Source organism: Actinomadura craniellae (genome assembly GCF_003289645.1).
Classification (GTDB): Bacteria; Actinomycetota; Actinomycetes; order Streptosporangiales; family Streptosporangiaceae; genus Actinomadura_D; species Actinomadura_D craniellae.
Window position 1 is genome coordinate 112,935 of record NZ_QLYX01000006.1, and the last position, 26,628, is coordinate 139,562.

A 26,628-nucleotide genomic window follows, 5' to 3' on the forward strand; every position below is an offset into this window, starting at 1 on the left:
ATGGAAAGCTTTGTGGTGAAACAAATCACCTCTGTCTGGAGAGATTCGTGAACAAGGAAGCCGTCCAGCGTCTGCGCGAGCCGGCCGCCTGGGTACTCCTGGCCTCGTCGGCCCTGCAGCTCCTCGCCGGGATTTTGGTGCTGTTCAACAGCGGTGCCCGCACGATCGAGGTGCCCGGCGTGGGCTCCCAGCGGGTCGGCGGTTCGGACTTCAGCACGCGGGCGGCCCGGGAGCTCACCGACGCCCAGTTCTTCAGCGGCCTGATCCTGGTGGCGCTGCTGGTGATCGCTGTGCTGCTGGTCACCTCCGGGTCGCAACCCACCAAGCAGGCCCGCAACATCGTCACCGGCGCGCTCGCCGTGCTCGGTCTCGCCGCCCTGCTCACCGTGGTGGTCTGGCTGGGCTCGCTGGTGGCCGACATCGGCGCGCTGGCCAAGTTCGCGGCCTTCCTCTTCGGGGTGGCCAAGCTCGCGGTGATCGGCGTCGCGGGCTGGTACATCTTCACGGTCTTCCAGGCCCTCCAGCCGCCCAAGCCGGCGGCGCAGCCGCAGATGCCCGGCGGCGGCTACCCCGAGTACGGCTACCAGCAGGACCAGGGGCAGCAGTACCAGCAGGGCGGCTACCAGCAGGAGCAGGGCCAGCAGTACCAGCAGGGCGCCTACCAGCAGGACCAGGGCCAGCAGTCCTACGACCAGGGCGGTTACCAGCAGGGCCAGCAGTCCTACGATCAGGGTGGTTACCAGCAGGGTGGCTACCAGCAGGACCAGGGGCAGCAGTACCAGCAGGGCGGCTACCAGCAGCAGGACCAGGGCGGCGAGGGCGCCGGCGACTGGACCCGGGCGTACGGCGAGGGCCAGCAGCCCTATGACCAGGGCCAGCAGGGCGGTTACCAGCAGGGCCAGCAGCCGTACCCGCCCCAGCAGGACCAGGGCGGCCAGCAGGGCGGAGGAGACTGGTACCGCGAAGGCCGGTGATCATGCCCAGAGTCCGGCACACTCCTGATCAAAAGGTTCTCTGCCCAGTCCCTCGAATCCGTTCCGCTTGACGGCTCCGGTCTCACACGCGTGTAATTTCAGGTGTGTGATTCTGTGTCTTCTCGGGGGATGGAGCTCGAGGGAAGGCATTGACCAGGGGGCTCCACGGGCTAGGAGGTGCGCTGTGAGCGAGGTGCTCATCCCGCTGGCGCACGGCACAATCGGCGAAGAGTTGGGCTGGCAGGAGCGCGCCCTGTGCGCGCAGACGGATCCGGAAGCATTTTTTCCGGAAAAGGGCGGCTCGACCCGTGAAGCCAAGAAGGTGTGCCGTGCTTGCGAGGTGCGGGCGGAGTGTCTGGAATATGCGCTCCAGCATGACGAGCGCTTTGGAATCTGGGGCGGTTTGTCGGAACGAGAGCGCCGAAAGCTGAAGCGGCAGGCCGTCTAGGCGGCCATCTCGGAGAGATGGGGAGCAGGTCCCCGACAGTACGCGTACAGTTGTCAGCCGTGCCGGCCCCGAGCCGGCACGGCTGACCCATTGTTGACACGAGATCGCGCGGACTCTTGTCGCCCATACCCGATCGTCACGCCGTCACCACCGTTCTCGTCGCCCATGAGGGCGCGCGCTGGCTTCCGGTGACGCTGAAGGCGTTGCTGACGCAGACGCGGCCGGCGCAGCGGCTGGTCGCCGTCGACACCGGCAGCCACGACCGCGGCCCCGCCGTGCTCACCGAGGTCGTCGGCGAGGGCAAGCTGCTGCGGCTGCCCCGCACCACCGGCTACGGCGAGGCGGTCGCCGAGGCGCTGCGGCACCCCGCCGCGCACACCCCGGTGGCGCCCACCGAGGACGGCAGCGCACCGACCGAGTGGATCTGGCTGCTGCACGACGACTCCGCACCCGCCCAGGACGCACTGGAGTTGCTGCTGCGGGTGGCCGGAACCGACCCCAACATCGGGCTGCTCGGCCCCAAACTGCGCGACTGGACCGACCGGCGGCGGCTGCTGGAACTGGGCGTCACCCTCGACGGGGCGGGCCGCCGCGACACCGGCATCGACCGGCACGAGTTCGACCAGGGCCAGCACGACGGCGTCCGCGACGTGCTGGCCGTCAGCACCGCCGGCATGCTCGTCCGCCGCGACGTCTGGGAGCAGGTCGGCGGGTTCGACCTGGACTTCGGGCTGTTCCGCGACGACGTCGACTTCGGCTGGCGCGTCCACGCGGCCGGCCACCGGGTGGTCGCCGCCAGCGACGCGGTCGTCTTCCACGCCGAGGCCGCGGCCCGGGGCGCCCGCGAGATCGGGATGACCACCGAGTCGGCCCGCCGCCGCGACCGGCGCAACGTGCTGTACACCCTGCTGGCCAACCAGCCGTTGCGGCCGATGCTGCGCTCGCTGGCCCGCAACGCCACCGTCGCCCTGCTCCGCGCGGTGACGTTGCTGGCCGCCAAACGCCCGGCCGCCGCCCGCGACGAACTGGGCGCGTTCGCCGACGTGATCCGTTCGCCCGACCGGCTGCGCCGCGCCCGGGCCGCCCGGGCCGCGGGCCGCACGCACGTCTACCGCAGCGTCCGGCGCTTCCTGCCGCGCCGGGTGGCGCTGCGGCGCGCGGTCGAGCGCTTCTCGACAGCACTGGCGACCGAGCGGCGGCCCGGTCCCACGGTCGAGGTCCGATGGCGGTCGGCCCGCCGCCGGGTGCTGAGCAACCCCGGCGTGCTGCTCGTGGCCGCGCTGGCCGTCGTGGCCCTCGTGGCGGAACGGTCGGTGCTGCTGGCGGCCGGCCGGCTGGGCGGCGGCGCGCTGGTGCCCGCACCCGGCGGGGCGGGCGACCTGTGGGCCCAGTACGCCGCCGGCTGGCATCCGGCCGGGCTGGGCTCGGACGCCGGATCACCCCCCTACGTCGGGGTGCTCGCCGCGCTGTCCACCGTGACGTTCGGCAAGCCCTGGCTCGCCGTCTCGCTGCTGCTCCTGGCCAGCGTCCCGCTGGCCGGGCTGACCGCCTACCTGGCGTCCGGGCTGGTCGTCACCGAGCCGCCGCGCACCGGCCGGCGGGCGCGCGCCGCCCGCCGGCTGGTCCCGGCCCCGGTGCTGCGGGCCTGGATCGCGGTGACCTACGCGCTGCTGCCGGTGGCCACCGGCACGATCGCCGCCGGACGGCTCGGCACCGCCGTGGTGTTCGTGCTGACACCCCTGCTGGGCCTGCTGGTCGCCCGGATCTACGGGCTGCCCCGGCTCGCCGACCCGGCCGCCCGCCGGCTGCGCGCCCGCCGGGCCGCCTGGGGGACGGCCCTGCTGCTGACCGTGACCATGGCCTTCGTGCCGCTCACCTGGCTACTCGCCCTGATCGCCGGGCTGCTGGGCCGGTTCGCGTTCGGCGCGGCACGGCGCGGCGCCGACCGCGACCTGGTGGTCGCGCTCTCCCTGCCGCCGCTGTTGCTGCTGCCGTGGACGCTCGGCCTGCTCCGGCACCCGTCCCGCTTCCTGCTGGAGGCGGGGCTGCACCGGCCCGAACTGGTCGACGCCGCGCCGGCCGCCGGGGCGCTGCTGATGCTCGACCCGGGCGGTCCCGGCACCCCGCCGCACTGGGTGCTGTACGGGCTGCTCGCCGTCGCCGTGCTGGCCCTGCCGCTGCGCAGCCGGCGCACCACGGTGATGACCGGCTGGATGCTCGCCCTGTTCGGCCTGCTCGTGGCGATCCTGGTGAGCGCCGTGCAGGTGACGAGCGTGGCCGACCGATCGTCCGCCTGGCCGGGGGTTCCGCTGCTGGTCGCCGCGCTGGGGGTGCTGCTCGCCGCGACCGCCGTCGTCCAGCGCGCGGCCGAGGCGCTGGCCGGCAAGCACCTGCTGTACCGCCCGGCCGGGGCGGCGGTCCTGGCACTGGCGGTGAGCGCCCCGCTGCTGGCCGCCGGCCACTGGGTGGTGACCGGCGTGCGCGGGCCGTTGGGCGAGGTCGACCCCGACTCCGTCCCCTCGTTCCTCGGCGCCGGCCCGACCGGTGCCCGCACCCTTGTGCTTGGCACCGAGCGGACCGGCCGGGTCTCCTACTCCGTGCTGCGCGGCGCCGAGCCCCGGCTGGGCGAGGCCGACACCCCCGCCGACACGACGGCGCGGCACCGGATGGACGGTCTGGTCGCCCGGCTGGCCGCGGGCCACGCCGACGCGCCGGCGCTGACCCGGATGGGCGTGCGGTACTTCCTGGTGCCACGGCCGGCCGCCGACCCGATGACCTCCGTCCTCGACGGGGCCCCTGGGGTGACCCGGCTGAGCCGCACCACCGAGTGGGGCGTCTGGCGGCTGGTGACGCCCGGCGGGCGGCTGATGCTGCTGGACGGCCCGACCATCACCCCGCTGCCCGCCGGCCGGACGGACGCCGCCGCGGTCGTCCCGCCGGGCCGCGACGGCCGGGTGCTGCTGCTGGCCGAGCCCGCCGACGGCGGCTGGCGCGCCACGCTGAACGGGGCCCGCCCGGCGGCCCGCACCGTGGACGGCTGGGCCCAGGGATACGCGGTGCCGGCCGCCGGCGGCCGGTTCGAGCTGACGCGGAGCATGCGGGGCCGGCACCTCTGGGTGACGATCCAGGCCGCCGCCCTGCTGGTGGTCGCGGCCCTCGCCCTGCCCGGCGGCCGGCCCGACGGCCGGACGGGCTCGCAGACCGTCGAGCGCGGCCCCGGCCGGAACGCGCACCGGGGCCTGCGCCGCCGCCCCCGCCGTGCCCACACCGCCGAACCGGCCGAATCCGTGGAAGCCGACGAACTCACCGCTTCCGGTGAGCACGCCGCACGGACCTCCGGCAGGCACGCCGTGCCGGCCGGGTCTGGCGAGCACATCGCGCGGACTTCTGGCAGGCACGCCCTGCCGAGCATGTCTGGTGAGCACGTTGTGCCGGATGTCTCTGGTGAGCAGCCGGTGGTGAGCGGGTCTGGCGAGCACGCGGCGCGGACTTCTGGCAGGCACGCCGTACCGGGCATGTCTGGTGAGCACGTTGTGCCGGATGTCTCTGGTGAGCAGCCGGTGGTGAGCGGGTCTGGCGAGCACGCGGCGCGGACTTCTGGCAGGCACGCCCTGCCGGGCATGTCTGGTGAGCACGTTGTGCCGGACGTCACCGGTGAGCAACCGGTGGTGAACGCGTCGGGTGAGTACGCCGCGCGGACCTCCGGCGAGGAGGCCGAGCTCCCAGGGGACTCGACGACCACCGGGAGCGGCGCCTTCGCGGTGCCGGAGGCCGCCGGTGGAGAGGAACGCCGGCGATCGGGCCCGGGCCGCCGGCGCAAGACCGGGTCGGGTGCCCGGCGGATCCGCTTCCGCAGCCCCGCCGAGATCCGGTTCGGCCGCCCGGCCTCCGGCGCCGAGCCGGCCCCGGCCGGGCCCGACCCGGTGCCTCCGGCGCCTCGCCGGGGCGAGGAGGCCGGAACCGCCGAGCCCCCGGGGGCCGCCGAGAGCTCGGGGGACGCGGTGGCCACGGGCGGCGAGCCCGGGAACGAGCGGGGAGACGAGTGAACGGGCTGATCCGGTTTCTCGGGTACCGGTACGCCACCGCCCTCCTGGTGCTGGTGGCCCTGCTGGCGCTGTACGGGGCGGCCCGGTTGTCGCGGCCCGGCGCGGTGACGGCGGAGACCGGTGGGAGCACCCCGGTCACGTCCGCCGTGCTGGCCTGCCCGGCCCCGCGCGGCGACCGGGTGCGGCTCAGCGCGCTGGCCCCGCCCGGTGCCCGCGGCAGCGGCCGGACCACGGTGACGGCGACCCCAGGCGGTGCCGTCGTCGCCGCTCCAGGCGGCCCGGGCGTCGCCTGGGCGCAGGACGTCTCCGCCGGCGACGCCGGCTCCTACACGCTGCGGGCCACCGGGCCGCCGGCGGCCGGGCTCACGGCCGAGCAGTCGGTCTCCGCGGCGCGGGGCGACGACCGGGGGCTGGCCGGCACCCGCTGCGCCGCGCCCGGCACGGACCTGTGGTTCGTGGGGCCCGGCCCCGTCGCCGCCGAGGACATCGACCTCTACATCACCAACGTCGACGCGGAACCCGCCGCCGTCGACGTGCTGGCGATGTCGGGGGAGGGCCCGCTGGAGACCACCGACGGCCGGGGCCTGCAGATCGAGCCGTACAGCACCGAGATCGTGCCGATCGGCCGGTCCGCGGCGGGGCTGGGCGAGGTGGCCGAGACCGCCGAGGCGCTGGCGCTCCGGGTGCGGGCGAACACCGGCCGGGTCGCCGCCGCCGTCCGGGTCCGGGTCGCCGCGGGCAAGGGCGTCGACTGGTTGCCCCTCGCGCCCGGTCCCGCCCGGTCCTTCGTCCTGCCGGGGCTGCCGGCCGGCAGCGGCGAACGGCGGCTGCTGGTCGGGGTACCGGGCGACCGGGACGCCCGGGTCGAGGTCAAGGTGATCACTCCGGACGGCACGTTCGCCCCGGGCGGGCAGGGCGTTTTGGACGCGCCCGCTGCGTCGGTGTCGACGCTGGACCTGGACCGGGTGCTCGCGGGTCGCCCCGCGGCCGTCCGGCTGGTGTCGGACCGGCCGATCGTCACCGGGTTCACCACCCGCCGCGGCGCCGACGTGGCGTTCGGCACCGCCACCGCGCCGCTGGGCCCGGCGGGTGGGCCCGGGGGTGTGGCGGCCGACAACCGCTTCGACGCCTCCCTGCTGCTGACGGCCCCTGACGGGGCGGGAGCCGTCCGCATCGTCACCGTGGACGCGGCGGGGGCTCGCGGCGCCCCCCAGGACGTCACCGTGGCGGCGGGGCGGACCCTGGAGGTGCGCGTCCCGGCTCCGGCCGGCGCCGGCTCCTTCGGCCTGCTGGTGACCGCGCGGGAGGGGTCCGGGCCGGTGCACGCGGCCCGGCTGTTGACGGCGGGCAGGGGCGCCACGGAGGCGGTCACCCTGCTCCCGGTGGGGCCGGCCCGCACCGCGCTGGACCTGCCCCCGGTGGGCGACTCGCTGAGTTCCCTGCTGCCCTGATCAGTCGTCCGGGGTGTCGTAGCTGGGGTCGACGGACTCGGGTGAGAGACCGAGCAGGTCGGCGACCTCCTCGACGAGGAGATCGCGGATCAGCTGGGCCACCTCGCGCTCGTCGTCGCCCCGCGCCTCGATCGGCCGGCGGAAGAGGACGATGCTGGGCGGGGCGGCCGTGCCGCCGGACCGGGTCTCGCTGAGCGGCACCGGGTCGGCGCCATCGGCCCAGGGCTCGACCTGCGGCACCTCTTCCACCGCGAATTCCACCTGTGCCAGCTCTCTGCTCCAGCGCTGCCCGAGCCGGCGCACCTCGTCACGGACGAGGTCGTCGAAACGCTGCGCGCGGGTACGCGAGAGCGGAGCCTCCGGAGGAGCCAGCGGGCCGCGCAGACCGCGGCCGTGCCGGTCGCGGCGTCGTGGCCCTGCCACACGGGATCGCACATCTCCGAGCTTATCCCCCCGCGGTCCCGGGCGGATGTGCCCCTGGACGGAGAGTGGTCGGAGCAGAGCAGGACACTGCGCGATATACGGCTGTTGGCACTGAATTGAACCGGTAATGGAGACACGGTCGCGTAGGTGGTGGCGGTACGGACGAGAGGGGGGTACGGTCGGCCATCGTGAGCCCCGTCCGCATCTGCTCCCGCACCGCGTGCAAGGAGTCCGCAGTCTTCACGCTCACGTACGTCTACCGTGACTCGACGGCGGTGCTCGGCCCCCTCGCCGCGTACGTCGAACCGCACTGTTACGACCTGTGCGCCGAGCACGCCGACCGGCTCACCGCCCCGATGGGCTGGGAACTGGTCCGCCTGCCGGTCGAGGACACCGAGCCCAGCTCCGACGATCTCGAGGCGCTGGCCGACGCCGTACGCGAGGCCGCCCGTCCCACCCGGCGGCAGGAGCCGGTGGGCCAGGGCATCGAGGTGAGCCGGCGCGGCCACCTGCGGGTGCTGCGCTCCGACCCGTCGTCCGGCACGACCCCCGCCGCGGACGAATAGACATTTAACGCCAACCGAATGATCTCTCTTCCTGCACCGACTGCGTGATCCCGCTTCCTTCGCTCCCGGTAGGCTCGACCATCGGTGCGACAGCGCTACATCAACAGGGAGCTGGAGTGGGCGACCTCGCCAAGATCTTCAAGGCATATGACATCCGGGGAGTCGTGCCCGCAGAACTCGACGTCGAGACCGCAGCAGCGATCGGCGCGGCCTTCGTCCGGGTGACGGGGGCGACCGCCGTGGTCACCGCGTACGACATGCGCGAGTCCTCAGTGCCGCTGGCCGCCGCCTTCGCCCGGGGGGCGACGGCGCAGGGCGCGGATGTGATCGAGGCCGGCCTGGGCTCCACCGACATGCTGTACTACGCCAGCGGCAGCCTGGACCTGCCCGGCGCGATGTTCACCGCCAGCCACAACCCGGCCCGCTACAACGGGCTGAAGCTGTGCCGGGCGGGCGCCAAGCCGATCGGCCGCGACACCGGGCTGGGCGAGATCCGCGAACTGGTCGAGCGCGGCGTCCCCGCGTACGAGGGCGCCCCCGGCAAGGTCAGCAGCCAGGACGTGCTGCAGGGGTACGCCGATCATCTGAAGACCCTGGTCGACCTGTCCGGCATCCGTCCGCTCAAGGTCGTGGTCGACGCGGGCAACGGCATGGGCGGTCACACCGTCCCGACGGTGTTCGCCGGGCTGCCGATCGACCTGGTTTCGCTGTACTTCGAGCTCGACGGCACCTTCCCCAACCACGAGGCCAACCCCATCGAGCCCGAGAACCTGCGCGACCTGCAGGCCAAGGTGCGCGAGACGGGTGCCGACATCGGCCTGGCCTTCGACGGCGACGCCGACCGCTGCTTCGTGGTGGACGAGCGGGGCGAGATCGTCTCGCCCTCGGCGGTCACCGCGCTGGTGGCCGCCCGGGAACTGGCCAAGCACCCCGGCGCCAACATCGTGCACAACCTGATCACCTCGCGCGCGGTGCCCGAGCTCATCACCGAGCACGGCGGAACCCCGATCCGCACCCGGGTGGGCCACTCGTTCATCAAGCAGACGATGGCCGAGACCGGGGCGGTGTTCGGCGGCGAGCACTCCGCGCACTTCTACTTCCGCGACTTCTGGTTCGCCGACTCCGGGATGCTGGCCGCCCTGCACGTGCTGGCGGCCCTGGGCGAGCAGGACGGCCCCCTGTCGGGGCTGCTGCGGGAGTACGACCGCTACCCGGCCTCCGGCGAGATCAACAGCGAGGTCGCCGACCAGGCCGCGGCGACCGAGCTGGTCCGGACCGAGTTCGCCGACCGCTCCGGCGTGACCGTCGATGAACTGGACGGGCTGACCGTCGGCACCGCCGACTGGTGGTTCAACCTGCGGCCGTCCAACACCGAGCCGCTGCTGCGCCTCAACGTGGAGGCGGCCGACGAGCAGACCATGCGCGAAATTCGCGACGAGGTCCTGGCCATCGTGAGGAACAAGTGATGAAGCTCGACTCCTGGTTGCTGGAGATCCTGGCGTGCCCCAACTGTCAGGGAACGCTGCGGGCGGACGAGGCCGCCGATGAGCTGGTCTGCACAGGCGAGTGCGGCTACGCCTATCCGGTGCGCGACGACATCCCCGTCCTCCTGGTGGACGAGGCCCGGGCATCGGCTCCATGAACGTGAAGTTGGACCTCGGCCGTCTCGACGACGCGGCGGCCCTCGCCGCCGCCGACCCCGGGGACATGCTGCGGCAGGTGGCGACCTCCGCCGCGCAGATCCGCGAGGCGCAGCTGAGGGCGGCCGAGGCGGGGCTGGAACGGCTCGCCGAGGACGGCCGGCCGCGGGCCATCGTGGTCACCGGCATGGGCGGTTCGGGGATCTCCGGTGACGTGCTGGCCGCGGTCTGCGGTGTCGGCTGCCCGGTGCCGATCATCACGGTGCGTGGTTACGCCCTGCCCGGCTGGGTCGGCGCCGCCGACCTGGTGATCGCGGTCTCGTGCTCCGGCGGCACCGAGGAGACCCTGCTGGTGGCGCGCGAGGCGCTGCGCCGCGGCTGCCGGTTGCTGTTCATCGGGGGCGAGGAGTCGCCGCTGGCCGAGATGGCGGTCCAGGGGCGGGCGCCGTTCGTGCCGGTCCGGTCGGTGGGCATGCCCCGTTCCACGCTCTGGGGCCTGTCGGTGCCGCTGATCCTCGCCGCCCGGACGCTCGGCCTGGTGTCGGCGCCGGCCGAGGTGCTGGAGGCTGCCGCGCTGCGGCTGGAGGAGGTGAGCCACCGCTGCCGTCCCGACAGCGAGTCGTTCGTCAACCCGGCCAAGCAGCTCGCGCTCGACCTGGCCGGCTCGCTGCCGATGGTCTGGGGCACGTCGGCGCTGGCCGGTACCGCCGCGTACCGGTTCTGCTGCCAGCTCAACGAGAACGCCAAGTACCCCGGGGTCTACGGCGAGCTGCCGGAGGCCAACCACAACCAGGTGGTGGCCTTCGACGGGTTCTTCGCGAACCGGCCGGGGGGCGGCACGGGCGATCTCGACGACTTCTTCCGGGACCGGTCCGAAGACTCCGAAACCGGGCTGCACCTGGTGGTGCTGCGTGACACCGACGAGCATCCGCAGGTGCGCAAGCGGCGGGAGGTCTCGGTCGAGCTAGCCCAGGCCCGCGGGTTGGGGGTGACCGAAATCAGGGCCGAGGGTGAGCATCCGCTGGAGAGAATCGCCACTCTGATCGCGCTGGCCGACTATGTCACGGTTTACTTGGCCATCGCACTGGGTGTTGATCCCACCCCGGTGTCAGCCATCCAGGAGCTCAAAGCGAGGATTGTATGACTAGCCGTGGAGCACGCCGGTGAGCGCGGGCAGCGGGACCAAGGCGATCGTCGCGGCGCTGGCCGCGAACCTGGGTATCGCGACCGCCAAGTTCGTGGCGTTCGGGTTCACCGGGTCGTCGTCGATGCTGGCGGAGGGCATCCACTCTCTCGCGGACTCGGGCAACCAGGCGCTGCTGCTGGTGGGCGGCAAGCGCGCCCGGCGCGAGCGCACCCCGCAGCACCCCTTCGGCTACGGGCGGGAACGCTACTTCTACGCGTTCGTGGTCGCCGTGGTGCTGTTCACCGTCGGCGCGGCCTTCTCGCTGTACGAGGGCTACCACAAGATCCACGAGGCGCTGGAGCACCCCGAGCACGGGATCGACTCGCCGGAGTGGGCGTTCGGCGTGCTCATCGTGGCGATCATCATGGAGATCTTCTCCTTCCGGACCGCGATCGTCGAGTCCAACCTCGTCCGCGGCGAGCAGAGCTGGTGGGAGTTCATCCGGCGGTCCAAGGCCCCCGAGCTCCCGGTGGTGCTGCTGGAGGACCTGGGCGCGCTGGTCGGCCTGGTCCTGGCCCTGTTCGGTGTCACGATGGCCGTCGTCACGGGCGACCCGGTCTGGGACGGCATCGGCACCGTCTCCATCGGCGTGCTGCTCGGTGTCATCGCGGTGATCCTGGCCATCGAGACCAAGAGCCTGCTGATCGGCGAGGGGGCCAGCCCCGAGGCCGAGCGGAAGATCATCGACGCGCTGGAGTCGGTGGAGCAGGTCGACCGTGTGATCCACATCCGGACGCAGTACGTCGGCCCGGAGGAGATGCTGGTCGCGGCGAAGATCGCGGTGCAGCACGACGACACCGCGGCGGACGTGGCCCGCGGGATCGACGCGGCCGAGGCCAAGGTCCGCGAGCAGTTCCCCGAGGCGCGACTGATCTACCTGGAGCCCGCGCTGGACGAGGCCGCCGCCCCGGAGGGTGAGGCCGCCACCACGGTCTGATGACGGATCACGGCCCGGACGGAGACTCCGTCCGGGCCGTCGTCGTTCCCGGAGACACCCTCACCGGCCGGCCGTCCCGGTCGTAGAACCCCAGCCCAGGCGCGACCGGCACGTCCCTTTGCAGAGACACATCGACCGCCGCACCGGCGAGGGCGCCTCGTTCCCCATGCACACCGCCCGGACTCCTGTGCCGGGCGGCCTGGCGTGACGGCGGTGGCGCCCCCGAACCCCCTCGTCGAAGCCACCACCGTGCCGTCACGAACATGACATTACGTTCACGCAGGTGGGCTGGCGTCCCCCGGAAGAATGGAACCGGTGTCGTTCTCAGGTGGGAGGAGCCGGGACCGCCGCATGGCACTGTGCGGTGAGGCGACCCTTCTGTCCTGGGGGCCACTATGGGGTGGTGACCCGTAACGACCAGACCGACCACGCCCCGCCGCTGGGGCAGGATCTCGCCCCGCACGCCTGGCGGCTGTCCGGGCGGATCGTGGCCGGTGTCGGCCAGATCCTGCTCTGGATCATCACCGGTCTCGGCCGGCTGCTGAAGCCCGTGACGGCCCGGATCACGGCCGGGCTGTACGGCGCGTCCCGCCGGCCCGCTCCCCGCGGCCCCGGCGGCACGGCGCTGTACGAGGCCCCGGGCCCGGCCGGGCCGCTGCCGCGGTGGATCGGGGCGTGGCGGGAGTTCACCGAGTCGTGGCTGTTCGCCCCGCTGACGGGGGTGGCCATGACCCTGGCCGCGCTGGCCGAACTGGCTCCGCACGACGAGTCGCCGGTGAGCGTGGCGGGCGCCTTCGCGGTGGCCGTCACCCTGCCGCTGGTGTGGCGGCGTGAGTTCCTGCGGCCGATGGCCGCCGTTGTGCTGGCGGCGTACGCGGCGAGCCTGCTGACGGGCCAGTTGCTGCTGGTCACCACCACGGCCGCCGCGCTGTTCACGCTGCACTCGCTGGCCCGGCACCTGCCGCGGCCGTCGACCGGGATGCTCGCGGTGGGCGGCGTGGTGACCATCGCCGTGGTCTACCTCGCCGGCGACGGCCTGGACCCGCTGCCGTGGTACGCGGCGGTGCTGGTGCTGCTCGCGGCGATCGGGCTGGGCGACGCGCGGCGGGTGGTGGAGACCGCCGAGCGGACCAACGCCGAGGTCCGCGAGCGCAACACCGAGACCCTCACCCGGCTCAGCGTCGTCCAGCGGGAGCAGACGGTCATGCGGGAGCGGGCCCGGATCGCCCGCGAACTGCACGACGTGGTGGCCCACTCGGTGTCGATGATCGCCGTGCAGGCCGAGACGGCGCCGTACACCATGGACGACCTGTCGAAGGAGGCCGCGCAGGGGTACGCCGAGATCGCGCACACCGCGCGCGAGGCGCTGGTGGAGATGCGGCGGCTGCTGAGCGTGCTGCGAGCGGATGCCGGCAGCGAGCCCGAGTCGGCCCCGCAGCCCCGGCTGGAACGGCTGCCCGAGCTGATCGACCAGCATCGCGGGGCGGGCGGTCACGTGGACATGACGGTGCAAGGGGAGGTGCGGGGCCTGTCGACGACCGTCGAGCTGTCGGCGTACCGCATCGTCCAGGAGGCGCTGACCAACGCCCGCCGGCACGCGCCCGGCGCGCACGTGCGGGTGGAACTGGCGTACCTGAACGACCGGCTGGCGGTGCGGGTCCGCGACGACGGTGCGGCGGCGCCGACGATGGTGCTCGATCCGACGGGGGGAGCGGGCGGGCACGGCCTTGTGGGAATGGAGGAGCGTGCGACGATGTTGGGCGGTCGCTTCGCCGCCGGCCCCGCCGACTCCGGTGGGTTCGTGGTGGAGGCCGAACTGCCCTTCGCCCGTGAGGAGAATCCCCGGTCGTGATCCGAGTGCTGGTCGTTGACGATCAGACCATCGTCCGCGCGGGGTTCGCCGCCCTGCTGGCGGCCCAGCCCGACATCACCGTGGTCGGGGAGGCCGGCGACGGCCTGGCGGCGGTGGAGCTGGCCCGGCGGCACACGCCCGACGTGGTGGTCATGGACATCCGGATGCCCGGCATGGACGGCATCGAAGCCGCCCGGCGGATCCTGGGCCGGCCGGGCGCCGAGGGCGTCCGGGTACTGGTGCTGACGACCTTCGACGTGGACGAGTACGTCTTCGAGGCGCTGGCCGTGGGCGCCAGCGGTTTCCTGCTCAAGGACGCCACCGCCGACGAGCTGGTGTCGGCCGTGCGGGTGGTGGCGCGGGGCGACGCGCTGCTGTCCCCCCAGGTGACCGGACGGCTGGTCCGCGAGTTCACCCGGCAGCGGCGCCACCGGCCGCGCCCGCCGGCGGAGCTGGAGACCCTGACGGCCCGGGAGAACGAGGTCCTGGTGCTGATCGCGGCGGGGCTCTCCAATGCCGAGATCGCCGCCCGGTTGGTGGTCAGCGAGCACACCGTCAAGACGCACGTGGCCCGCGTCTTCACCAAGCTGGGCCTGCGTGATCGCGCCCAGGCGGTGGTCCTGGCCTACGAGTCGGGCCTGGTCGTCCCCGGCGGCGACCCCGACCCCCGCTGATCACGGGGTGGGGTGCGGCGGAGCAGGCGGAGGGCCTTCTCCTTCTCGAAGTCCAGGGCCCGGGCCGGCGGGGCCGACAGGCGGCCGATGCGCTCGCCCAGTTCGCGGACCCGCAGCTGGACGTCCGGCTCGGCCAGTACGCGCAGCCCGAAGGCCAGTTCGGCGGGGCTGATGTCGTAGCGCTTCTCCAGCGCCAGGGCCAGCGCGACCGCGCGCAGCTCGGCGTCCCCGAACCGGCGGTGCCCGCCCGGCTCGCGGGTGGGGGGCAGCAGGCCCAGCGCCTCGCGGTAGCGGAGCATGCGGGGCGAGGTGCCGAGCCGCCGGGCGGCCTCGGTGATACGCATGGAGCGTATTCTGACAAATCAGTGTGAGAAAGTCGCCTCCGGCCGTGCGTCGGCCTCCGGAGCACGCCTAGACTCGCGACGTACGAACGCCCCCAGGTCTCATTCAAGGAGTTCACGAACGATGGATTACAAGGTCGCCGACTTGTCGCTGGCGGCGTTCGGCCGCAAGGAGATCCAGCTCGCCGAGCATGAGATGCCCGGGCTGATGGCCGTACGCGCCGAATACGCCGAGGCGCAGCCGCTGCGCGGGGCCAAGATCATGGGCTCGCTGCACATGACGATCCAGACCGCCGTGCTCATCGAGACCCTGGTCGCGCTCGGCGCCGACGTGCGCTGGGTGAGCTGCAACATCTTCTCCACCCAGGACCACGCCGCCGCCGCGGTCGTCGTCGGGCCGGACGGCACCGTCGACGCGCCCGCCGGCGTCCCGGTCTTCGCCTGGAAGGGCGAGACCCTGGAGGAGTACTGGTGGTGCACCGACCAGGCGCTGTCCTGGCCCGACGGCACGCCGCCCAACATGATCCTCGACGACGGCGGCGACGCCACGCTGCTCGTCCACAAGGGCGCCGAGTACGAGAAGCTCGGCGCCGTGCCCACGGCGGGCGAGGGTGACCCCGAGGAGTGGGGGATCATCCTGGAGACCCTGCGCCGGACGATCGCCGAGCGGCCCGGCCGCTGGACCGAGACCGCCGCCGCGATCAAGGGCGTCACCGAGGAGACCACCACCGGCGTGCACCGGCTGTACGAGATGGCCAAGGCCGGCACGCTCGCCTTCCCGGCGATCAACGTCAACGACTCGGTCACCAAGTCGAAGTTCGACAACAAGTACGGCTGCCGGCACTCGGTGCTCGACGGCCTGAACCGCGCCACCGACGTGCTGATCGGCGGCAAGGTCGCGGTGGTGGCCGGCTACGGCGACGTGGGCAAGGGCTGCGCCGACGCGCTGCGCGGCCAGGGCGCCCGGGTGATCGTCACCGAGATCGACCCGATCTGCGCGCTGCAGGCCGCGATGGACGGCTTCCAGGTCACCACCCTGGAGGACGTCGTCGAGACCGCCGACATCTTCGTCACCACCACCGGCAACTTCGACATCATCACGGCCGACCACATGGCCCGGATGAAGCACAACGCGATCGTCAGCAACATCGGCCACTTCGACAACGAGATCGACATGGCCGGGCTGGCCCGGACCCCGGGCATCGTGAAGGAGGAGGTCAAGCCGCAGGTCCACACCTGGACCTTCCCCGACGGCAAGCAGATCATCGTGCTGGCCGAGGGCCGGCTGATGAACCTGGGCTGCGCCACCGGCCACCCCTCGTTCGTGATGTCCAACTCCTTCACCAACCAGGTGATCGCGCAGATCGAGCTGTTCACCAAGACCGAGGACTACCCGCTCGGCGTCTACGTGCTGCCCAAGCACCTCGACGAGAAGGTGGCGCGGCTGCACCTGGACGCGCTCGGCGTCAAGCTCACCAAGCTGACCAAGGAGCAGGCCGAGTACATCGGCGTCGACGTCGAGGGCCCGTACAAGCCGGACCACTACCGGTACTGAATTTATGGCGGTCCTCCCGACGCTCCTCGCCTAGCGGCTCGTCGCTACTCGGACCGCGGCTCGTGCGGCATCGCTCCGCGTGGATCGAGCGCCTTCGGCGCGGGCACCCACGCGGAGCGATCTGCGATCAGGCGCCTTCGGCGCGGGGGAGCAGCCTTCGGACGCACTCGCGGCGGGCCGGCGGCTCGCGCTCCGACGGGGCCGGGTCGCCGGTTCCGTGCGGTGGTCTGCGTGCCGGTGGTGGTCGAGGCGGGCGGTCGCGGTGCGCGTTCGCGTGCCTTGGCGGTCGACCCGGTGGGGCAGTCGGTGGAACGATCAGGTGCCGTTCCCGTGTGGTCCGGGCGGTCGGTTCCGGGTGGGGACGAGGGGTGGAGATGAGTGACATCGCGGACGCCGCACTGGCGTACGCCGGGGTGAAGCGGATCGAGTGGGCCGACCGGGCGATGCCCGTGCTGCGGCAGATCCGGGAGCGGTTCGCGGCCGACCGTCCGCTGGCCGGGCTGAAGATCGCGGCCTGCATGCACGTCACCACCGAGACGGCCGGCCTGATCCGCACCCTCCAGGCCGGCGGGGCGAGCGTGGCGCTGGCGGCGTCCAACCCGCTGTCGACGCAGGACGACACCGCCGCCGCGCTGGCACACGAGTACGGCGCCGCCGTGTACGCGCGTGCCGGGACCGACCGGGAGTTGTACTACCGGCACATCCACCAGGTCCTGGAGACCGGCCCCGACCTGGTGCTCGACGACGGCTGCGACCTGATCAACACCCTGCACACCGACCGCCCGGACCTGCTCGGCACGGTCAAGGGCGGCTGCGAGGAGACCACCACCGGGGTCATCCGGCTGCACCAGATGGTCCGCGAGGGGGCGCTGTGGTTCCCGGTGGTGGCGGTCAACGACACCGCCACCAAGCGCATGTTCGACAACCGGTACGGCACCGGGCAGTCGACGCTCGACGGCATCGTCCGGGCCACCAACACCCTGCTCGCCGGCCGGACGGTCGTCATCGCCGGATTCGGCTACTGCGGCCGGGGCCTGGCCGAGCGGGCCGCCGGGCTGGGCGCCCGGGTCGTCGTCACCGAGATCGACCCGGTGAAGGCGCTGGACGCGGCGCTCCAGGGCTACCGGGTGCTGCCCATGGCCGGGGCCGCCCCGCACGGCGACGTGTTCATCACCGCCACCGGCAACCGGGACGTGATCCGGCCCGAGCACTTCGCGGAGATGAAGGACGGGGCGATCCTGGCCAACTCCGGGCACTTCGATGTGGAGATCGACGTGGCCGGGCTGGCCGAGGCGGCCGTGGAGGTGCGCCGCGGGGTGCGCCCGCACGCCGACGAGTACGTGCTGCCCGACGGCCGGGGCATCGTCCTGCTCGCCGAGGGGCGGCTGGTCAACCTGGTCGCGGCCGAGGGGCACCCGCCCGCCGTGATGGACATGTCCTTCGCCGACCAGGCCCTCACCTGCGCCTGGCTGGCCACCGCCTACCCGAACCTCACCCCGGGCGTGTACGAGGTTCCGGCCGCCATCGACACGGAGGTGGCCCGGCTCAAGCTGGCCTCCATGGCGGTCGACATCGACTCCCTCAACGCCGAGCAGGAGGACTACCTCAGCTCCTGGCAGCACGGCTCCTGATGCCGCGCGGGACGTACCTGCACGTCGAGGAGCAGGTGACGGAGCGGTTCCAGTGCGCGCCGGGCGCGGGCGGCTGGCGGTACGTCGGCGAGCGGGCGGACGGCGGCCGGACCGACCTCACCGTGGACGCCCGCTGGCGGCAGATCCGGGTCGAACTCGCCACCCGGCACTGGCTGCTGCGCGGCGGCGTCGCCGGCTCCGAGCTGTACTGGATCCGCTCCGGCGCCTCCGGCGAGCCCGCGGAGCACGCGGCGCGGGCGGCGGGCTTCCTGGGCGAGTCCCCGGCGTTCCTGGTCGCCGTGGCCCGGTCCCTGCGGCTGGCGGCGGGCGGGTCGGCCGCCGTCCGGCTGGTGCGGGTGCAGGGGCCCGGCCTGGCCGCCCTGGACATCGGGCAGCGCTGGCGGCTGGCCGAGACCACCACCTACGCGGCGGAACTCGCCCCGCTCCCGGTCGAACGCTACGAGATCACCGACCTGGCGACCGCCGAGACCGTGGAGGTGCACCTGGCCGGGGACGTGGTGCTCGCCGCCCCCGGCCTGGAGCTCGAAGACCTGGAGTCCCCGCCGACCCTGCCGTGAACTACCGTCCGACCCAGCCACCCGGCGGCGGCTGCTGGGGGAGGGTCTGGGCGTACGGGCCGGCGCCGTAGTGGGCGGGCGGGAGGAACTGCGGCTGGCCGGGGCCCGGCGGGCTGGGCGGCGGCGGTGCGGGCGGGCCCGCGGGCGGGACGGGCCGGGGCGGCGGGCCGGCCATGGCCATCGCCGGCACGGGAGCCGGCGGGGCCTCGTGCAGGCGGCCGCGGCGCTCCCTGATCCGGTACAGCCGCGTACTCTCCCGCCGGGAACGCTCGGCCAGCACGGCCGACAGCAGGATCTCCGGCCGCACCCCGGGCGGGGGCGGCGGGCTGATCACCGCCGTCACCTGGTCGGCGATCCGCTGGCCCAGGGTGTCGCGCACCTCGGGGATGAGCTCCCAGAAGCGGGTCAGGTACTGCCGGGCGCTGAGCGCCAGCCCGTCGGAGACCTGCGACAGTTCGAGCCCCCGGGCCCAGCCGGCCAGCTGCGGCGGCATCACCGCGACCGGCCCGAACACCACCGAACTGGGCACCCGCTCCTGGATCACCACGGTGCCCGCCAGCAGGTCGCCCAGCCGCTTGCCCCGCCGGTTGAACAGCGAGCTGATCAGCGCCGGGGCGCCCATCAGCATCCAGATCTCGATGGCCGCGGCCAGCGCCCGGGCCAGCGCCTGGCGGAACCGCTCGGGCCCGCCGTCGTCGCTCACCACCCGCAGCCCCAGGGCCAGCTTGCCGAGCGTGCGCCCGCGCGACAGCGTCTCGAACGCCGCCGGGTAGCCCACCGTGACCGCGACCAGGGAGAGGATGGACAGCCCCACGGTCCACGCCTCGTCCGCCACCAGGGCGGTCATGCTCACCGTGTAGAGGGCGATGTTCAGGATGACCGACTGGAACATGAGGTCGAGGAGCAGCGCGCACGTCCGGCTGGCCGGCCGGGCGACCCGCAGATCGAGTTCGACGGCCTCGCCGGTGACCAGTTCCGCCATGCCGCTCCCCGCTCGTGTGACACCGATGTACGCCCTAGTTTGCCGGTTCCGCGGTCCGGGGCGTTAGTCTCGCCCGGTGGACGTCGATGCTTTTGTGGCCGACCATCATGCCGAGTGGCTGCGGCTGGAGCGTCTGATCAACGACAGCCGGCGGCTCACCGGCCCGGAGATCGACGAGCTGATCGAGCTGTACCAGCGGGCCGCCACCCACCTGTCGGTGGTGCGGTCGAGCTCACCCGACCCGGTGCTGGTCGGCCGGCTGTCGTCGCTGGTCGCCCGCGGCAGGGCCGCGGTGGCCGGGGCGCAGGCCCCGCTCTGGCGCGACGTCACGCGGTTCTTCACCGTGTCGTTCCCGGCCGCCACCTACCGGCTGCGCTGGTGGCTGCTGGCCACCGCGCTGCTCGCCAACCTGGCCTCGCTGGTGATCGCGATCTGGGTGGCGCGCAATCCCGAGGTGCAGGCCGCGATGGCCACGCCGCACCAGATCAGGGAACTGGTGGAGCACGACTTCGCCAACTACTACACCGAGCACTCGGCCGAGTCGTTCGCCTTCCAGGTCTGGATCAACAACGTGTGGGTGTCGGCCCAGGCGCTGGCCGGCGGGGTGCTGCTGGGCACGTTCACGCTGTTCGTGCTCTGGCAGAACCAGGAGAACCTCGGGCAGATCGCCGGGCTGATGTTCGCCCACGACAAGGGCGACATCTTCTTCGGCCTGATCCTGCCGCACGGCCTGCTGGAGCTGACCGCCGTCTACCTGGCCTGCGCGGCGGGCTTCAAGCTCGGCTGGACGATCATCGACCCCGGCCCCCGCAGCCGGACCCAGGCGCTGGCCGAGGAAGGCCGGGCGATGATGAGCATCGCTCTCGGCCTGATCGTGGTGCTGCTGGTCTCCGGCCTGATCGAGGGTTTCGTCACCGGCTGGGTGCACACCACCTGGCTGCGCGTCGGCATCGGCGTCGTCGCCGAGTTCGCCTTCCTGACCTACTTCATCGTCCTGGGCCGCCGTGCCGTCCGCACCGGCGCCACCGGCGACATCGAGGAGACCCCGGACCTCGCCCCGGCCTCGGGCTGACCGCTTATCTGAGCAGAATGTCGAGATCGATGTCGACGGACAGCGGCCGGTCCGTCTTGAGTCGCCCGCGATATGTCCCGGATGGGATATATGCACCTTTCGTCGAGTCGTGCGCGTAGGTATAGGCGACCAATTCATCGCCATCCCGCTCCAGGCGCCAATAGTGAGGGATTTTCACAGAGGCGTATTCCGCGGGTTTGTCGATCCGGTCGGTGGTTACACTGCCTTTGCTCATCACCTCGACGGCGAGAAGCACCTGGTGCGGTCTGACGGGAAGTTCGTCCAAGTCCCCCTGGAAGACCAGGACGTCAGGTCTCCGGTTGAGCAGGGGGACGTCGGCGATGCGCAGGTCGACATCAGAGGTGACATGCCATGGCGAGGTAACCGCAGCTGTGAGCGCGTTGGCTATTTCCCTGATGATTATGTTATGCCGAGGGGTGGCGGAGGGGGACACGATGATCTTCCCGTCGACGATCTCGATGTTCCGGCACTGTTCTGCCGGCATCCGATCGTATTCCTCCGCCGTGAGCCCTTCCTCGGGAAGCGCCAACATCCAGTCCGGAAAAGCGGTCACGGCTGGGCCCTCCGCGTTAGGTGATGAGTGTTGCCGACATAGTCAACAACACTTCTTAAGCCCAGTATCCCCATGTGGGCGATGCCCCTGCAACATCCGTAACCGGTTACAGGCGGCCGGCGGCCTTGAGGGCGAGGTAGGCGTCCGCCAGGGCGGGGGCGATCTCGTCCGGGGGTGCGTCCACGACCTCGACGCCGTAGCGGCGCAGTTCGGCGGTGAGGCGGCGCCGGTCGGCGCGGGCGCGTTCGGCCGCCGCGGCGTCGTAGACCGCGGCCAGGTCGCCGCGCGCCGCCGCCATCTCGTCCACCCGCGGGTCGGCCACCGCGGCGACCATCACCAGGTGCCGGGCGGTGAGCTGGGGGAGCAGTGGCAGCAGCCCCTCCTCGATGGCGGCGGGGTTCAGCTCGGTCAGCAGCACCACCAGGCAGCGCTGGCGCACCCGCGCCATGATCGTGGACACCATGCCGGCGGCGTCCGACTCGATCAGCTCCGGCTCCAGGGGGGCCATCGCCTGCACCATCGAGGTGAGCAGGTCGGTTCGCGAGACGCCCTCCACCCGGGCCCGCACCCGCCGGTCGTAGGCCAGCAGGTCGACCCGGTCGCCCGCCCGCGAGGCCAGCGCCCCGAGCAGCAGCGCCGCGTCCATGGAGCAGTCGAGCCGGGGAACGTCGCCGACCCGCCCGGCCGCGGTGCGTCCCGTGTCCAGCACCAGGTAGATGCGCCGGTCACGCTCGGGCCGCCAGGTCCGCACCACCACGTCGGCGCGGCGCGCGGTGGCCCGCCAGTCGATGGAGCGGACGTCGTCGCCCACCACGTACTCGCGCAGCGAGTCGAACTCGGTGCCCTGACCGCGCACCATCGCCACGTGCTGGCCGGTCAGCTCGCGCAGCTTGCGCAGCCGGGCGGGCAGGTGCCGGCGGGACGGGAAGGCGGGCAGCACCCGCACGGTCCACGGCGCCGGCCGGGAGAGCTGCCGGGCGGCCAGCCCGAGCGGGCCCACCGACCGGACGGTCACCGTCACCGCCCGCCGGTCGCCGCGCCGGGTCGGTACCAGGGTCATCTCGACCCGGCGCCGCTCGCCTGCCGGGACGTTCAGCGGGGCCGTCCGCGGCGAGGCCCCGGCCGACGGCGGCCAGGCGTCGCGCAGCACGGCCTTCATCCGGCGCCGGCCCAGGTTCTCCACGATCAGCCCGACCCGGGCCGTCTCGCCCAGCCGTACGCTCGCGTCGCCGTCACGGTGGAAACGCAGCGCCCGGACGTTGCCGGCCAGCGCCAGGTCCACCACCACGCCGAGCAGCAGCACGCCCTGCACCGCGAGCAGCGCCCAGCCGCGTCCCACGAGCAGGGGCACGATCACGCCGAGCGCCGCCAGCAGCCCCAGCCGGCCCGTCACCGCCATGTCAGCCGGCCGATCAGCGGGGGACCGGAACGGTGGACAGGATGCCCTCCAGGACGCCGTCGGGGGTGGCGCCGTCCAGTTCGGCCTCCGGGCGGAGCTGCACCCGGTGCCGCAGGGTCGGCCGGGCCAGCGCCTTCACGTCGTCGGGAGTCACGTAGTCGCGGCCCGACATCCAGGCCCAGGCCCGGGCGGTGCCGAGCAGCGCGGTAGCGCCCCGGGGCGACACCCCGAGCTGGAGCGACGGCGACTGCCGGGTGGCCCGGCACAGGTCGACGACGTAGCCCGCCACCTTGGGGTCGACCAGCACCGCGCGCACCGCGGCCCGCCCCGCGGCCAGTTCGGCGGCGCCCGCCACGGCGGACACCTCCGACAGGTCACGCGGGTCGAACCCGGCCGCGTGCCGCTGGAGCACCGCGATCTCGTCCTCCCGGGAGGGCACCGGCACCGTGAGCTTCAGCAGGAACCGGTCGAGCTGGGCCTCCGGCAGCGGGTAGGTGCCCTCGTACTCGACCGGGTTCTGGGTGGCGCAGACCATGAACGGGTCGGGCAGCGCCCGGGCGGAGCCCTCGACCGACACCTGCCGCTCCTCCATCGCCTCCAGCAGTGACGCCTGGGTTTTGGGCGGGGTGCGGTTGATCTCGTCGGCCAGCAGCAGGTTGGTGAACACCGGGCCCTCGCGGAACTCGAACTCCGCGGTCTTCGCGTCGTACACCAGCGAGCCGGTCACGTCGCCGGGCATCAGGTCGGGGGTGAACTGCACCCGCTTGAAGTCGAGGGTCAGCGACCGGGAGAGGGTACGGATCAGCAGCGTCTTGGCGACGCCCGGCACACCCTCCAGGAGTACGTGGCCCCGGCACAGCAGCGCGATCACCAGGCCGGTCACGACCGCGTCCTGGCCGACCACCACCTTGCCGACCTCGCCGCGCAGCGCCCGTAGCGCGCTACGGGCGTCCGCGGCCTCGGCGGGCGCTCCCCCCGGGCCCTTCACGACATCGACCGGGTTGTTCACGACTGTCGTACCTTTCGTTCGAGGTCGTCGAGGACGTCGGCGAGCCGTACCAGCTCCGCGTCGTCCGCTGGTGCAGGACCGTACAGGGCCCAGCCCACGACCGCCGCGTCCCAGCCCGCGCGGGGGGCCAGGGCCAGGACGATCTCCTGCTCGGCCGCTGGGTCCTGGGCGGCGCCGCGGGGCAGGCCGAGCAGCGGCACCAGCCGCTCCCGGGCGCCCGCCCGGAGCGCGTCGGCCGCCCGGTCACGGGCGTGGTGCGCCCGGTACAGCCGGGCCCGGCCCTCCACCGTCTCGGCGGAGCGCACCGCGACCGGCAGCGGCTCGGTCACCACCGCCCCCAGCCGCCGGGCTCGCCACAGCGCGGTCAGCACCACCGCGATGAGGATCTGCAGGACGGCGAGTTTGACGCCGGCCGGGATGAGTTCGTCGTAGGTGACGTCGCCGCTGCGGCTGCCCGGGGTCGGCAGGTCGGGGATCAGCCAGACCACCGACGAGCGCGCCCCCACCAGGTTGAGGGCCAGGGCGGCGTTGCCCGCCTCGGCCAGGTAGCGGTTGGTCAACGGCAGGCCCGAGCCGAGCACGGTGACCGTCCGGTCGCCCCGTGGCAGGTGCACCACCCGGGGCAGCCCCTCGGACGGGTAGCAGTGGGTCGCCGTCGGTGGGGCCTCGTAGGCCTCCGACCGGTGGAACGCCACCGAACCCGCCAGGGTGGCGGCGGGCAGGGAGCAGGACGGCGCGACGGACCCGTCGGAGAAGCCGGCGGAGGCCCGCTGGATGCCCGGGGCCAGCGCTTGCAGCGCGTCCCGGCTGGGCTCCACCAGGATCAGGGAGCCCGGCAGGTCGCGCAGCTGGTCGACCTGCTCGGAGCCGAGCCGCTCGAACCGGGTGACGACCAGGACGCTGTCGGGGCGCGCCTGCCTGGCCGCCGCGGCGGTGTCGCGGACCACCTGGACCGGGGTGCCGCGCTGTCCCAGCAGCTGGGCGAGCGCGCGGGTGCCGTCCTTGGCGGGTGACTCCGGGTCGAGGAACTGGGCGCTGGTGGCGGGGCGCAGCACGGCGAGCCCGATCGCGACGGCGACCAGCCCCAGGATGGTGAAGACGACCGCGCGGGACGCCCGCCAGCGGCGTCCCGCCACCTGGGCGGCCGTCGGGATGTCCGTGGTCGCGGTCATGAGACGGCCTCGGGCTGCGGGAGGGGACGGGGGCGGGCGGAGCGCAGGGCGGTGTCCAGCGCGGTGAGGCGGGCGTAGCCGGCCTCGGTGCCGGGGCGGTCGCCGTACCACACGTCGTCGAAGATCAGCACGCAGGCGCGCAGCTCGTCGGCGTGGTCGGGGAGCTCGGTGCCGGCCTCACCGGCCAGCTCGTCCGCGGTGCGCCCCGGGCGGGCGGGGAGGATGGCGCGCTCCTCCAGGTCGCGGGCGATGGCGCGCAGCCGTTCCCGGATCGCCTCGGCCCACTCGCCGGCCAGGGCGTGCCGCTCGGCGGCGGCCCGGTGGTCCAGGGCGGTGCTGGGCTGCTCGTCCAGCAACGCGGCCCGCTCGGAGCGGGTGTTGCGGCGGCCCCGCATCACCCAGGCGACGAGCCCGACCGCGATGATCACCACCAGGGCGACGATGACCCAGGAGAAGATGCCGCCGCCCGCGCCCTGGGCCTGCGGGTCGGGGACCCGGTTGAACAGATCCCGGAGCCACTCGCTGAACCGCTGCCAGATCTGCTCCAGCAACGAGGGGTCGTCGCGGTGGTAGATGGGCTTCTCCAGCTCGCGCTCGGCGAGCTCGCGCGCCGGGTCGCGGGCGATCGGCTCCGGCGCGCTGATGATCATGCGTGCGAGCGGGTTCACGACATCCACCCCCGCGGCGCGGCCGGCGGCGGGCCGGCCTGTCCCGGCGGGAACGGCGGGCCTGGCGGGAACGGCGGGCCTGGCGGGAACGGCTGTCCCGGCGGGCCCGGCTGTCCCGGCGGGCCCGGCTGTCCCGGCGGGCCCGGCTGTCGCGGCGGGCCGAAGTGCGGGCCGGCGTGCGGGCGGACGGGCTCGGGCATGGGGCGCGCCCCGGGCGGCGGGACGAGGTCGCCGGGCCGCCACAGCCCGAGGAAGTCCTCGTCTCGCACCTCGTCGGATCGGGTCTGTAGTTCCAGGTCGAACCCCTCCCGCCGCATCCGCCGGTCGATGTAGAGCAGGACGATCACTCCCGCGTCGAACGGGACGACCAGCGTCCAGCTCACGATCCGGCCGAACGTGTCCAGGGCCAGCGCCAGGACCAGCGAGGTGCCTTCGGGGGCGTCGCCGAAGAGGAAGAGCTGGAGCAGCAGGAAGGGGATCCGCAGGGCCAGGAAACCCATGAGGACCGTGATCACCAGGGTGAGCACCAGGGTGGCGCAGGTCCGCCACCAGCGACCCCGGGAGAGCTGCCGGGCCCGGCGCAGCGCGTCCATCACCCCGAGCCGCTCCAGCACCACGGCGGGGACGGCCAGGACGAACAGCACGTACACGTAGATCATGGCCACGAAGCCGATCGGGTAACCGAACAGCGCCGACAGCACGCCCAGCGCGGGCGGCGCGTCGATGGCCACGAACAGCAGGAAGGGCAGCACGGGCAGGGCCAGCGCCACCAGCGCGAGCCCGGTGACCAGCGCGGTCAGCCCGATCAGGTGCGGCAGCCGGGGCCGGACGTCCTGCCAGGACTGGCCGAGCGAGGCCGGCAGCCCGAACACGGTGCGGGCCAGCACCGGCGCGAGCAGCCCGGAGAGCAGCACGACCGAGGCGGCGGAGACGATCAGCCCGACCACGCTCAGCGTGAACTGGGCACCGAGGCTGTCCATCACCGGGGCCGGGGTGAACTCCTCGTCGGCCTGCGTGCCGATGAAGTAGTAGCCGATCAGGGAGATCAGCACCTGGACCACGGTGGTGATGCCCACCGAGAGACCGAGCACGGCCCGCGGGTTCCGGCGCATCGCGGCCAGGGAGCCGTCGAGCATCTCGGAGATGCCCAGCGGCCGGAACGGGATCTCGCTTCGGAGCAGGTCGGCGCGGCCGGACTCGGGCGGAGCTTCGGCCGGTGCGGGGGCGGCGGCGCGCGCGGTGGGCGCGCCCGAGGAGGGCGCCGCCCAAACCTCCGGATCCGGCATCGTGTACTCCCCGTGCGATGACTCCGTCAGGTCATCCTGTCATGGGTGGCGAGTCCGAAATGCTCAGTCGCCGGGTCACTGCCTGATCCACGAAACGCCCATGTCGCCCGTACCTCTCCGTGATCATTGGGGAAATCGCCAAATATCGCGCGATGCTGCTGGAT

The 26,628-nt window shown here is 73.2% G+C and carries 24 protein-coding genes; 15 read left to right on the forward strand and 9 right to left on the reverse strand.

The annotated features are described in order from the left end of the window. Positions 1–47 precede the first annotated feature (47 nt). The 4 genes from DPM19_RS35720 to DPM19_RS14915 all read left to right on the forward strand — a co-directional run bounded on the left by DPM19_RS35720 (position 48) and on the right by DPM19_RS14915 (position 6,919). Positions 48–974 carry a hypothetical protein gene (locus DPM19_RS35720; protein ID WP_199485098.1) on the forward strand — a complete coding sequence of 309 codons (927 nt, stop codon included), beginning with the start codon at positions 48–50 and terminating at the stop codon, positions 972–974. A gap of 184 nt (positions 975–1,158) precedes the next feature. Continuing rightward, a complete protein-coding gene (locus DPM19_RS14905; protein ID WP_111867781.1) occupies positions 1,159–1,422 on the forward strand; it encodes a WhiB family transcriptional regulator in 264 nt (87 codons plus the stop codon). A 203-nt stretch (positions 1,423–1,625) separates the two neighbouring features. Next, positions 1,626–5,468 carry a glycosyltransferase gene (locus DPM19_RS14910; protein WP_233510162.1) on the forward strand — a complete coding sequence of 1,281 codons (3,843 nt, stop codon included), beginning with the start codon at positions 1,626–1,628 and terminating at the stop codon, positions 5,466–5,468. Further along, positions 5,465–6,919 (forward strand): DUF5719 family protein, encoded by a 1,455-nt coding sequence (locus DPM19_RS14915; protein ID WP_111867783.1) that lies wholly within the window; start codon positions 5,465–5,467, stop codon positions 6,917–6,919. Before DPM19_RS14910 ends, DPM19_RS14915 begins: the two co-directional genes overlap by 4 nt. Here the strand turns inward: DPM19_RS14915 and DPM19_RS14920 are convergent, their stop codons facing one another. Further along, the gene (locus DPM19_RS14920; protein ID WP_233510163.1) at positions 6,920–7,354 is read right to left on the reverse strand and encodes a metallopeptidase family protein; all 435 of its coding nucleotides are present in this window, start codon (positions 7,352–7,354) and stop codon (positions 6,920–6,922) included. A 176-nt stretch (positions 7,355–7,530) separates the two neighbouring features. Between DPM19_RS14920 and DPM19_RS14925 the strand changes: the two genes are divergently transcribed. From DPM19_RS14925 to DPM19_RS14955, 7 genes are all read left to right on the forward strand, one after another. Then, positions 7,531–7,908 carry a DUF3499 domain-containing protein gene (locus tag DPM19_RS14925; RefSeq protein ID WP_111867788.1) on the forward strand — a complete coding sequence of 126 codons (378 nt, stop codon included), beginning with the start codon at positions 7,531–7,533 and terminating at the stop codon, positions 7,906–7,908. Positions 7,909–8,024: 116 nt separating this feature from the next. Next, positions 8,025–9,374, forward strand: coding sequence for a phosphomannomutase/phosphoglucomutase (locus tag DPM19_RS14930; protein WP_111867791.1), 1,350 nt, complete (start codon positions 8,025–8,027; stop codon positions 9,372–9,374). Then, the gene (locus tag DPM19_RS14935) at positions 9,374–9,550 is read left to right on the forward strand and encodes a Trm112 family protein (protein WP_111867794.1); all 177 of its coding nucleotides are present in this window, start codon (positions 9,374–9,376) and stop codon (positions 9,548–9,550) included. The genes DPM19_RS14930 and DPM19_RS14935 overlap by 1 nt, the downstream gene beginning before the upstream one ends. Continuing rightward, positions 9,547–10,692, forward strand: a complete 1,146-nt coding sequence (locus DPM19_RS14940) for a bifunctional phosphoglucose/phosphomannose isomerase (protein WP_111867796.1) — start codon at positions 9,547–9,549, stop codon at positions 10,690–10,692. Before DPM19_RS14935 ends, DPM19_RS14940 begins: the two co-directional genes overlap by 4 nt. Before the next feature lie 19 nt (positions 10,693–10,711). Continuing rightward, the gene (locus DPM19_RS14945) at positions 10,712–11,671 is read left to right on the forward strand and encodes a cation diffusion facilitator family transporter (RefSeq protein WP_111867799.1); all 960 of its coding nucleotides are present in this window, start codon (positions 10,712–10,714) and stop codon (positions 11,669–11,671) included. A 403-nt stretch (positions 11,672–12,074) separates the two neighbouring features. Continuing rightward, a complete protein-coding gene (locus DPM19_RS14950) occupies positions 12,075–13,523 on the forward strand; it encodes a sensor histidine kinase (protein ID WP_233510164.1) in 1,449 nt (482 codons plus the stop codon). Continuing rightward, the gene (locus DPM19_RS14955) at positions 13,520–14,197 is read left to right on the forward strand and encodes a response regulator (protein ID WP_111867804.1); all 678 of its coding nucleotides are present in this window, start codon (positions 13,520–13,522) and stop codon (positions 14,195–14,197) included. Before DPM19_RS14950 ends, DPM19_RS14955 begins: the two co-directional genes overlap by 4 nt. Here DPM19_RS14955 and DPM19_RS14960 read toward each other — a convergent pair. Further along, on the reverse strand, positions 14,149–14,541 hold the full coding sequence (locus tag DPM19_RS14960; RefSeq protein ID WP_111867807.1) for a MerR family DNA-binding transcriptional regulator: 393 nt from the start codon (positions 14,539–14,541) through the stop codon (positions 14,149–14,151). The genes DPM19_RS14955 and DPM19_RS14960 overlap by 49 nt on opposite strands. A 121-nt stretch (positions 14,542–14,662) precedes the next feature. Here DPM19_RS14960 and ahcY (DPM19_RS14965) point away from each other — a divergent pair, with 121 nt between their 5' ends. The 3 genes from ahcY (DPM19_RS14965) to DPM19_RS14975 all read left to right on the forward strand — a co-directional run bounded on the left by ahcY (DPM19_RS14965) (position 14,663) and on the right by DPM19_RS14975 (position 18,302). Further along, positions 14,663–16,093 carry an adenosylhomocysteinase gene (gene ahcY / locus DPM19_RS14965; protein WP_111867810.1) on the forward strand — a complete coding sequence of 477 codons (1,431 nt, stop codon included), beginning with the start codon at positions 14,663–14,665 and terminating at the stop codon, positions 16,091–16,093. 374 nt (positions 16,094–16,467) lie between these two features. Next, the gene (ahcY, locus tag DPM19_RS14970) at positions 16,468–17,724 is read left to right on the forward strand and encodes an adenosylhomocysteinase (protein ID WP_111867813.1); all 1,257 of its coding nucleotides are present in this window, start codon (positions 16,468–16,470) and stop codon (positions 17,722–17,724) included. Beyond that, complete coding sequence (locus tag DPM19_RS14975) at positions 17,724–18,302, forward strand: hypothetical protein (RefSeq protein WP_111867816.1); 579 nt, start codon at positions 17,724–17,726, stop codon at positions 18,300–18,302. Before ahcY (DPM19_RS14970) ends, DPM19_RS14975 begins: the two co-directional genes overlap by 1 nt. A 1-nt stretch (position 18,303) precedes the next feature. Here the strand turns inward: DPM19_RS14975 and DPM19_RS14980 are convergent, their stop codons facing one another. Beyond that, entirely contained in the window at positions 18,304–19,284 is a 981-nt protein-coding gene (locus tag DPM19_RS14980; RefSeq protein WP_111867818.1) for an RDD family protein, read from the reverse strand. Between the two features lie 76 nt (positions 19,285–19,360). Here DPM19_RS14980 and DPM19_RS14985 point away from each other — a divergent pair, with 76 nt between their 5' ends. After that, a complete protein-coding gene (locus DPM19_RS14985; RefSeq protein WP_111867821.1) occupies positions 19,361–20,356 on the forward strand; it encodes a stage II sporulation protein M in 996 nt (331 codons plus the stop codon). 4 nt (positions 20,357–20,360) lie between these two features. Here the strand turns inward: DPM19_RS14985 and DPM19_RS14990 are convergent, their stop codons facing one another. The 6 genes from DPM19_RS14990 to DPM19_RS15015 form a co-directional block, all read right to left on the reverse strand. Further along, a complete protein-coding gene (locus DPM19_RS14990) occupies positions 20,361–20,930 on the reverse strand; it encodes a Uma2 family endonuclease (RefSeq protein ID WP_111867824.1) in 570 nt (189 codons plus the stop codon). A gap of 106 nt (positions 20,931–21,036) precedes the next feature. Continuing rightward, the gene (locus DPM19_RS14995; RefSeq protein ID WP_111867826.1) at positions 21,037–22,329 is read right to left on the reverse strand and encodes a DUF58 domain-containing protein; all 1,293 of its coding nucleotides are present in this window, start codon (positions 22,327–22,329) and stop codon (positions 21,037–21,039) included. Between the two features lie 13 nt (positions 22,330–22,342). After that, on the reverse strand, positions 22,343–23,338 hold the full coding sequence (locus DPM19_RS15000; protein ID WP_111867829.1) for an AAA family ATPase: 996 nt from the start codon (positions 23,336–23,338) through the stop codon (positions 22,343–22,345). Next, a complete protein-coding gene (locus DPM19_RS15005) occupies positions 23,335–24,510 on the reverse strand; it encodes a DUF4350 domain-containing protein (RefSeq protein ID WP_111867831.1) in 1,176 nt (391 codons plus the stop codon). The genes DPM19_RS15000 and DPM19_RS15005 overlap by 4 nt, the downstream gene beginning before the upstream one ends. Further along, a complete protein-coding gene (locus tag DPM19_RS15010) occupies positions 24,507–25,178 on the reverse strand; it encodes a DUF4129 domain-containing protein (RefSeq protein WP_233510165.1) in 672 nt (223 codons plus the stop codon). Before DPM19_RS15010 ends, DPM19_RS15005 begins: the two co-directional genes overlap by 4 nt. After that, positions 25,175–26,464 (reverse strand): glycerophosphoryl diester phosphodiesterase membrane domain-containing protein, encoded by a 1,290-nt coding sequence (locus tag DPM19_RS15015; RefSeq protein WP_111867834.1) that lies wholly within the window; start codon positions 26,462–26,464, stop codon positions 25,175–25,177. Before DPM19_RS15015 ends, DPM19_RS15010 begins: the two co-directional genes overlap by 4 nt. Positions 26,465–26,628: the final 164 nt, after the last annotated feature.

Excerpts from the sequence above, each read along its gene's own strand:
- DPM19_RS14960 (WP_111867807.1), bottom strand. The coding sequence starts at position 14,541 with ATGCGTATCACCGAGGCCGCCCGGCGGCTCGGCACCTCGCCCCGCATG.
- ahcY (WP_111867813.1), top strand. The coding sequence starts at position 16,468 with ATGAGTGACATCGCGGACGCCGCACTGGCGTACGCCGGGGTGAAGCGG.
- DPM19_RS14940 (WP_111867796.1), top strand. The coding sequence starts at position 9,547 with ATGAACGTGAAGTTGGACCTCGGCCGTCTCGACGACGCGGCGGCCCTC.
- ahcY (WP_111867810.1), top strand. The coding sequence starts at position 14,663 with ATGGATTACAAGGTCGCCGACTTGTCGCTGGCGGCGTTCGGCCGCAAG.
- DPM19_RS14995 (WP_111867826.1), bottom strand. The coding sequence starts at position 22,329 with ATGGCGGTGACGGGCCGGCTGGGGCTGCTGGCGGCGCTCGGCGTGATC.
- DPM19_RS14975 (WP_111867816.1), top strand. The coding sequence starts at position 17,724 with ATGCCGCGCGGGACGTACCTGCACGTCGAGGAGCAGGTGACGGAGCGG.
- DPM19_RS14980 (WP_111867818.1), bottom strand. The coding sequence starts at position 19,284 with ATGGCGGAACTGGTCACCGGCGAGGCCGTCGAACTCGATCTGCGGGTC.
- DPM19_RS15015 (WP_111867834.1), bottom strand. The coding sequence starts at position 26,464 with ATGCCGGATCCGGAGGTTTGGGCGGCGCCCTCCTCGGGCGCGCCCACC.
- DPM19_RS14935 (WP_111867794.1), top strand. The coding sequence starts at position 9,374 with ATGAAGCTCGACTCCTGGTTGCTGGAGATCCTGGCGTGCCCCAACTGT.
- DPM19_RS15005 (WP_111867831.1), bottom strand. The coding sequence starts at position 24,510 with ATGACCGCGACCACGGACATCCCGACGGCCGCCCAGGTGGCGGGACGC.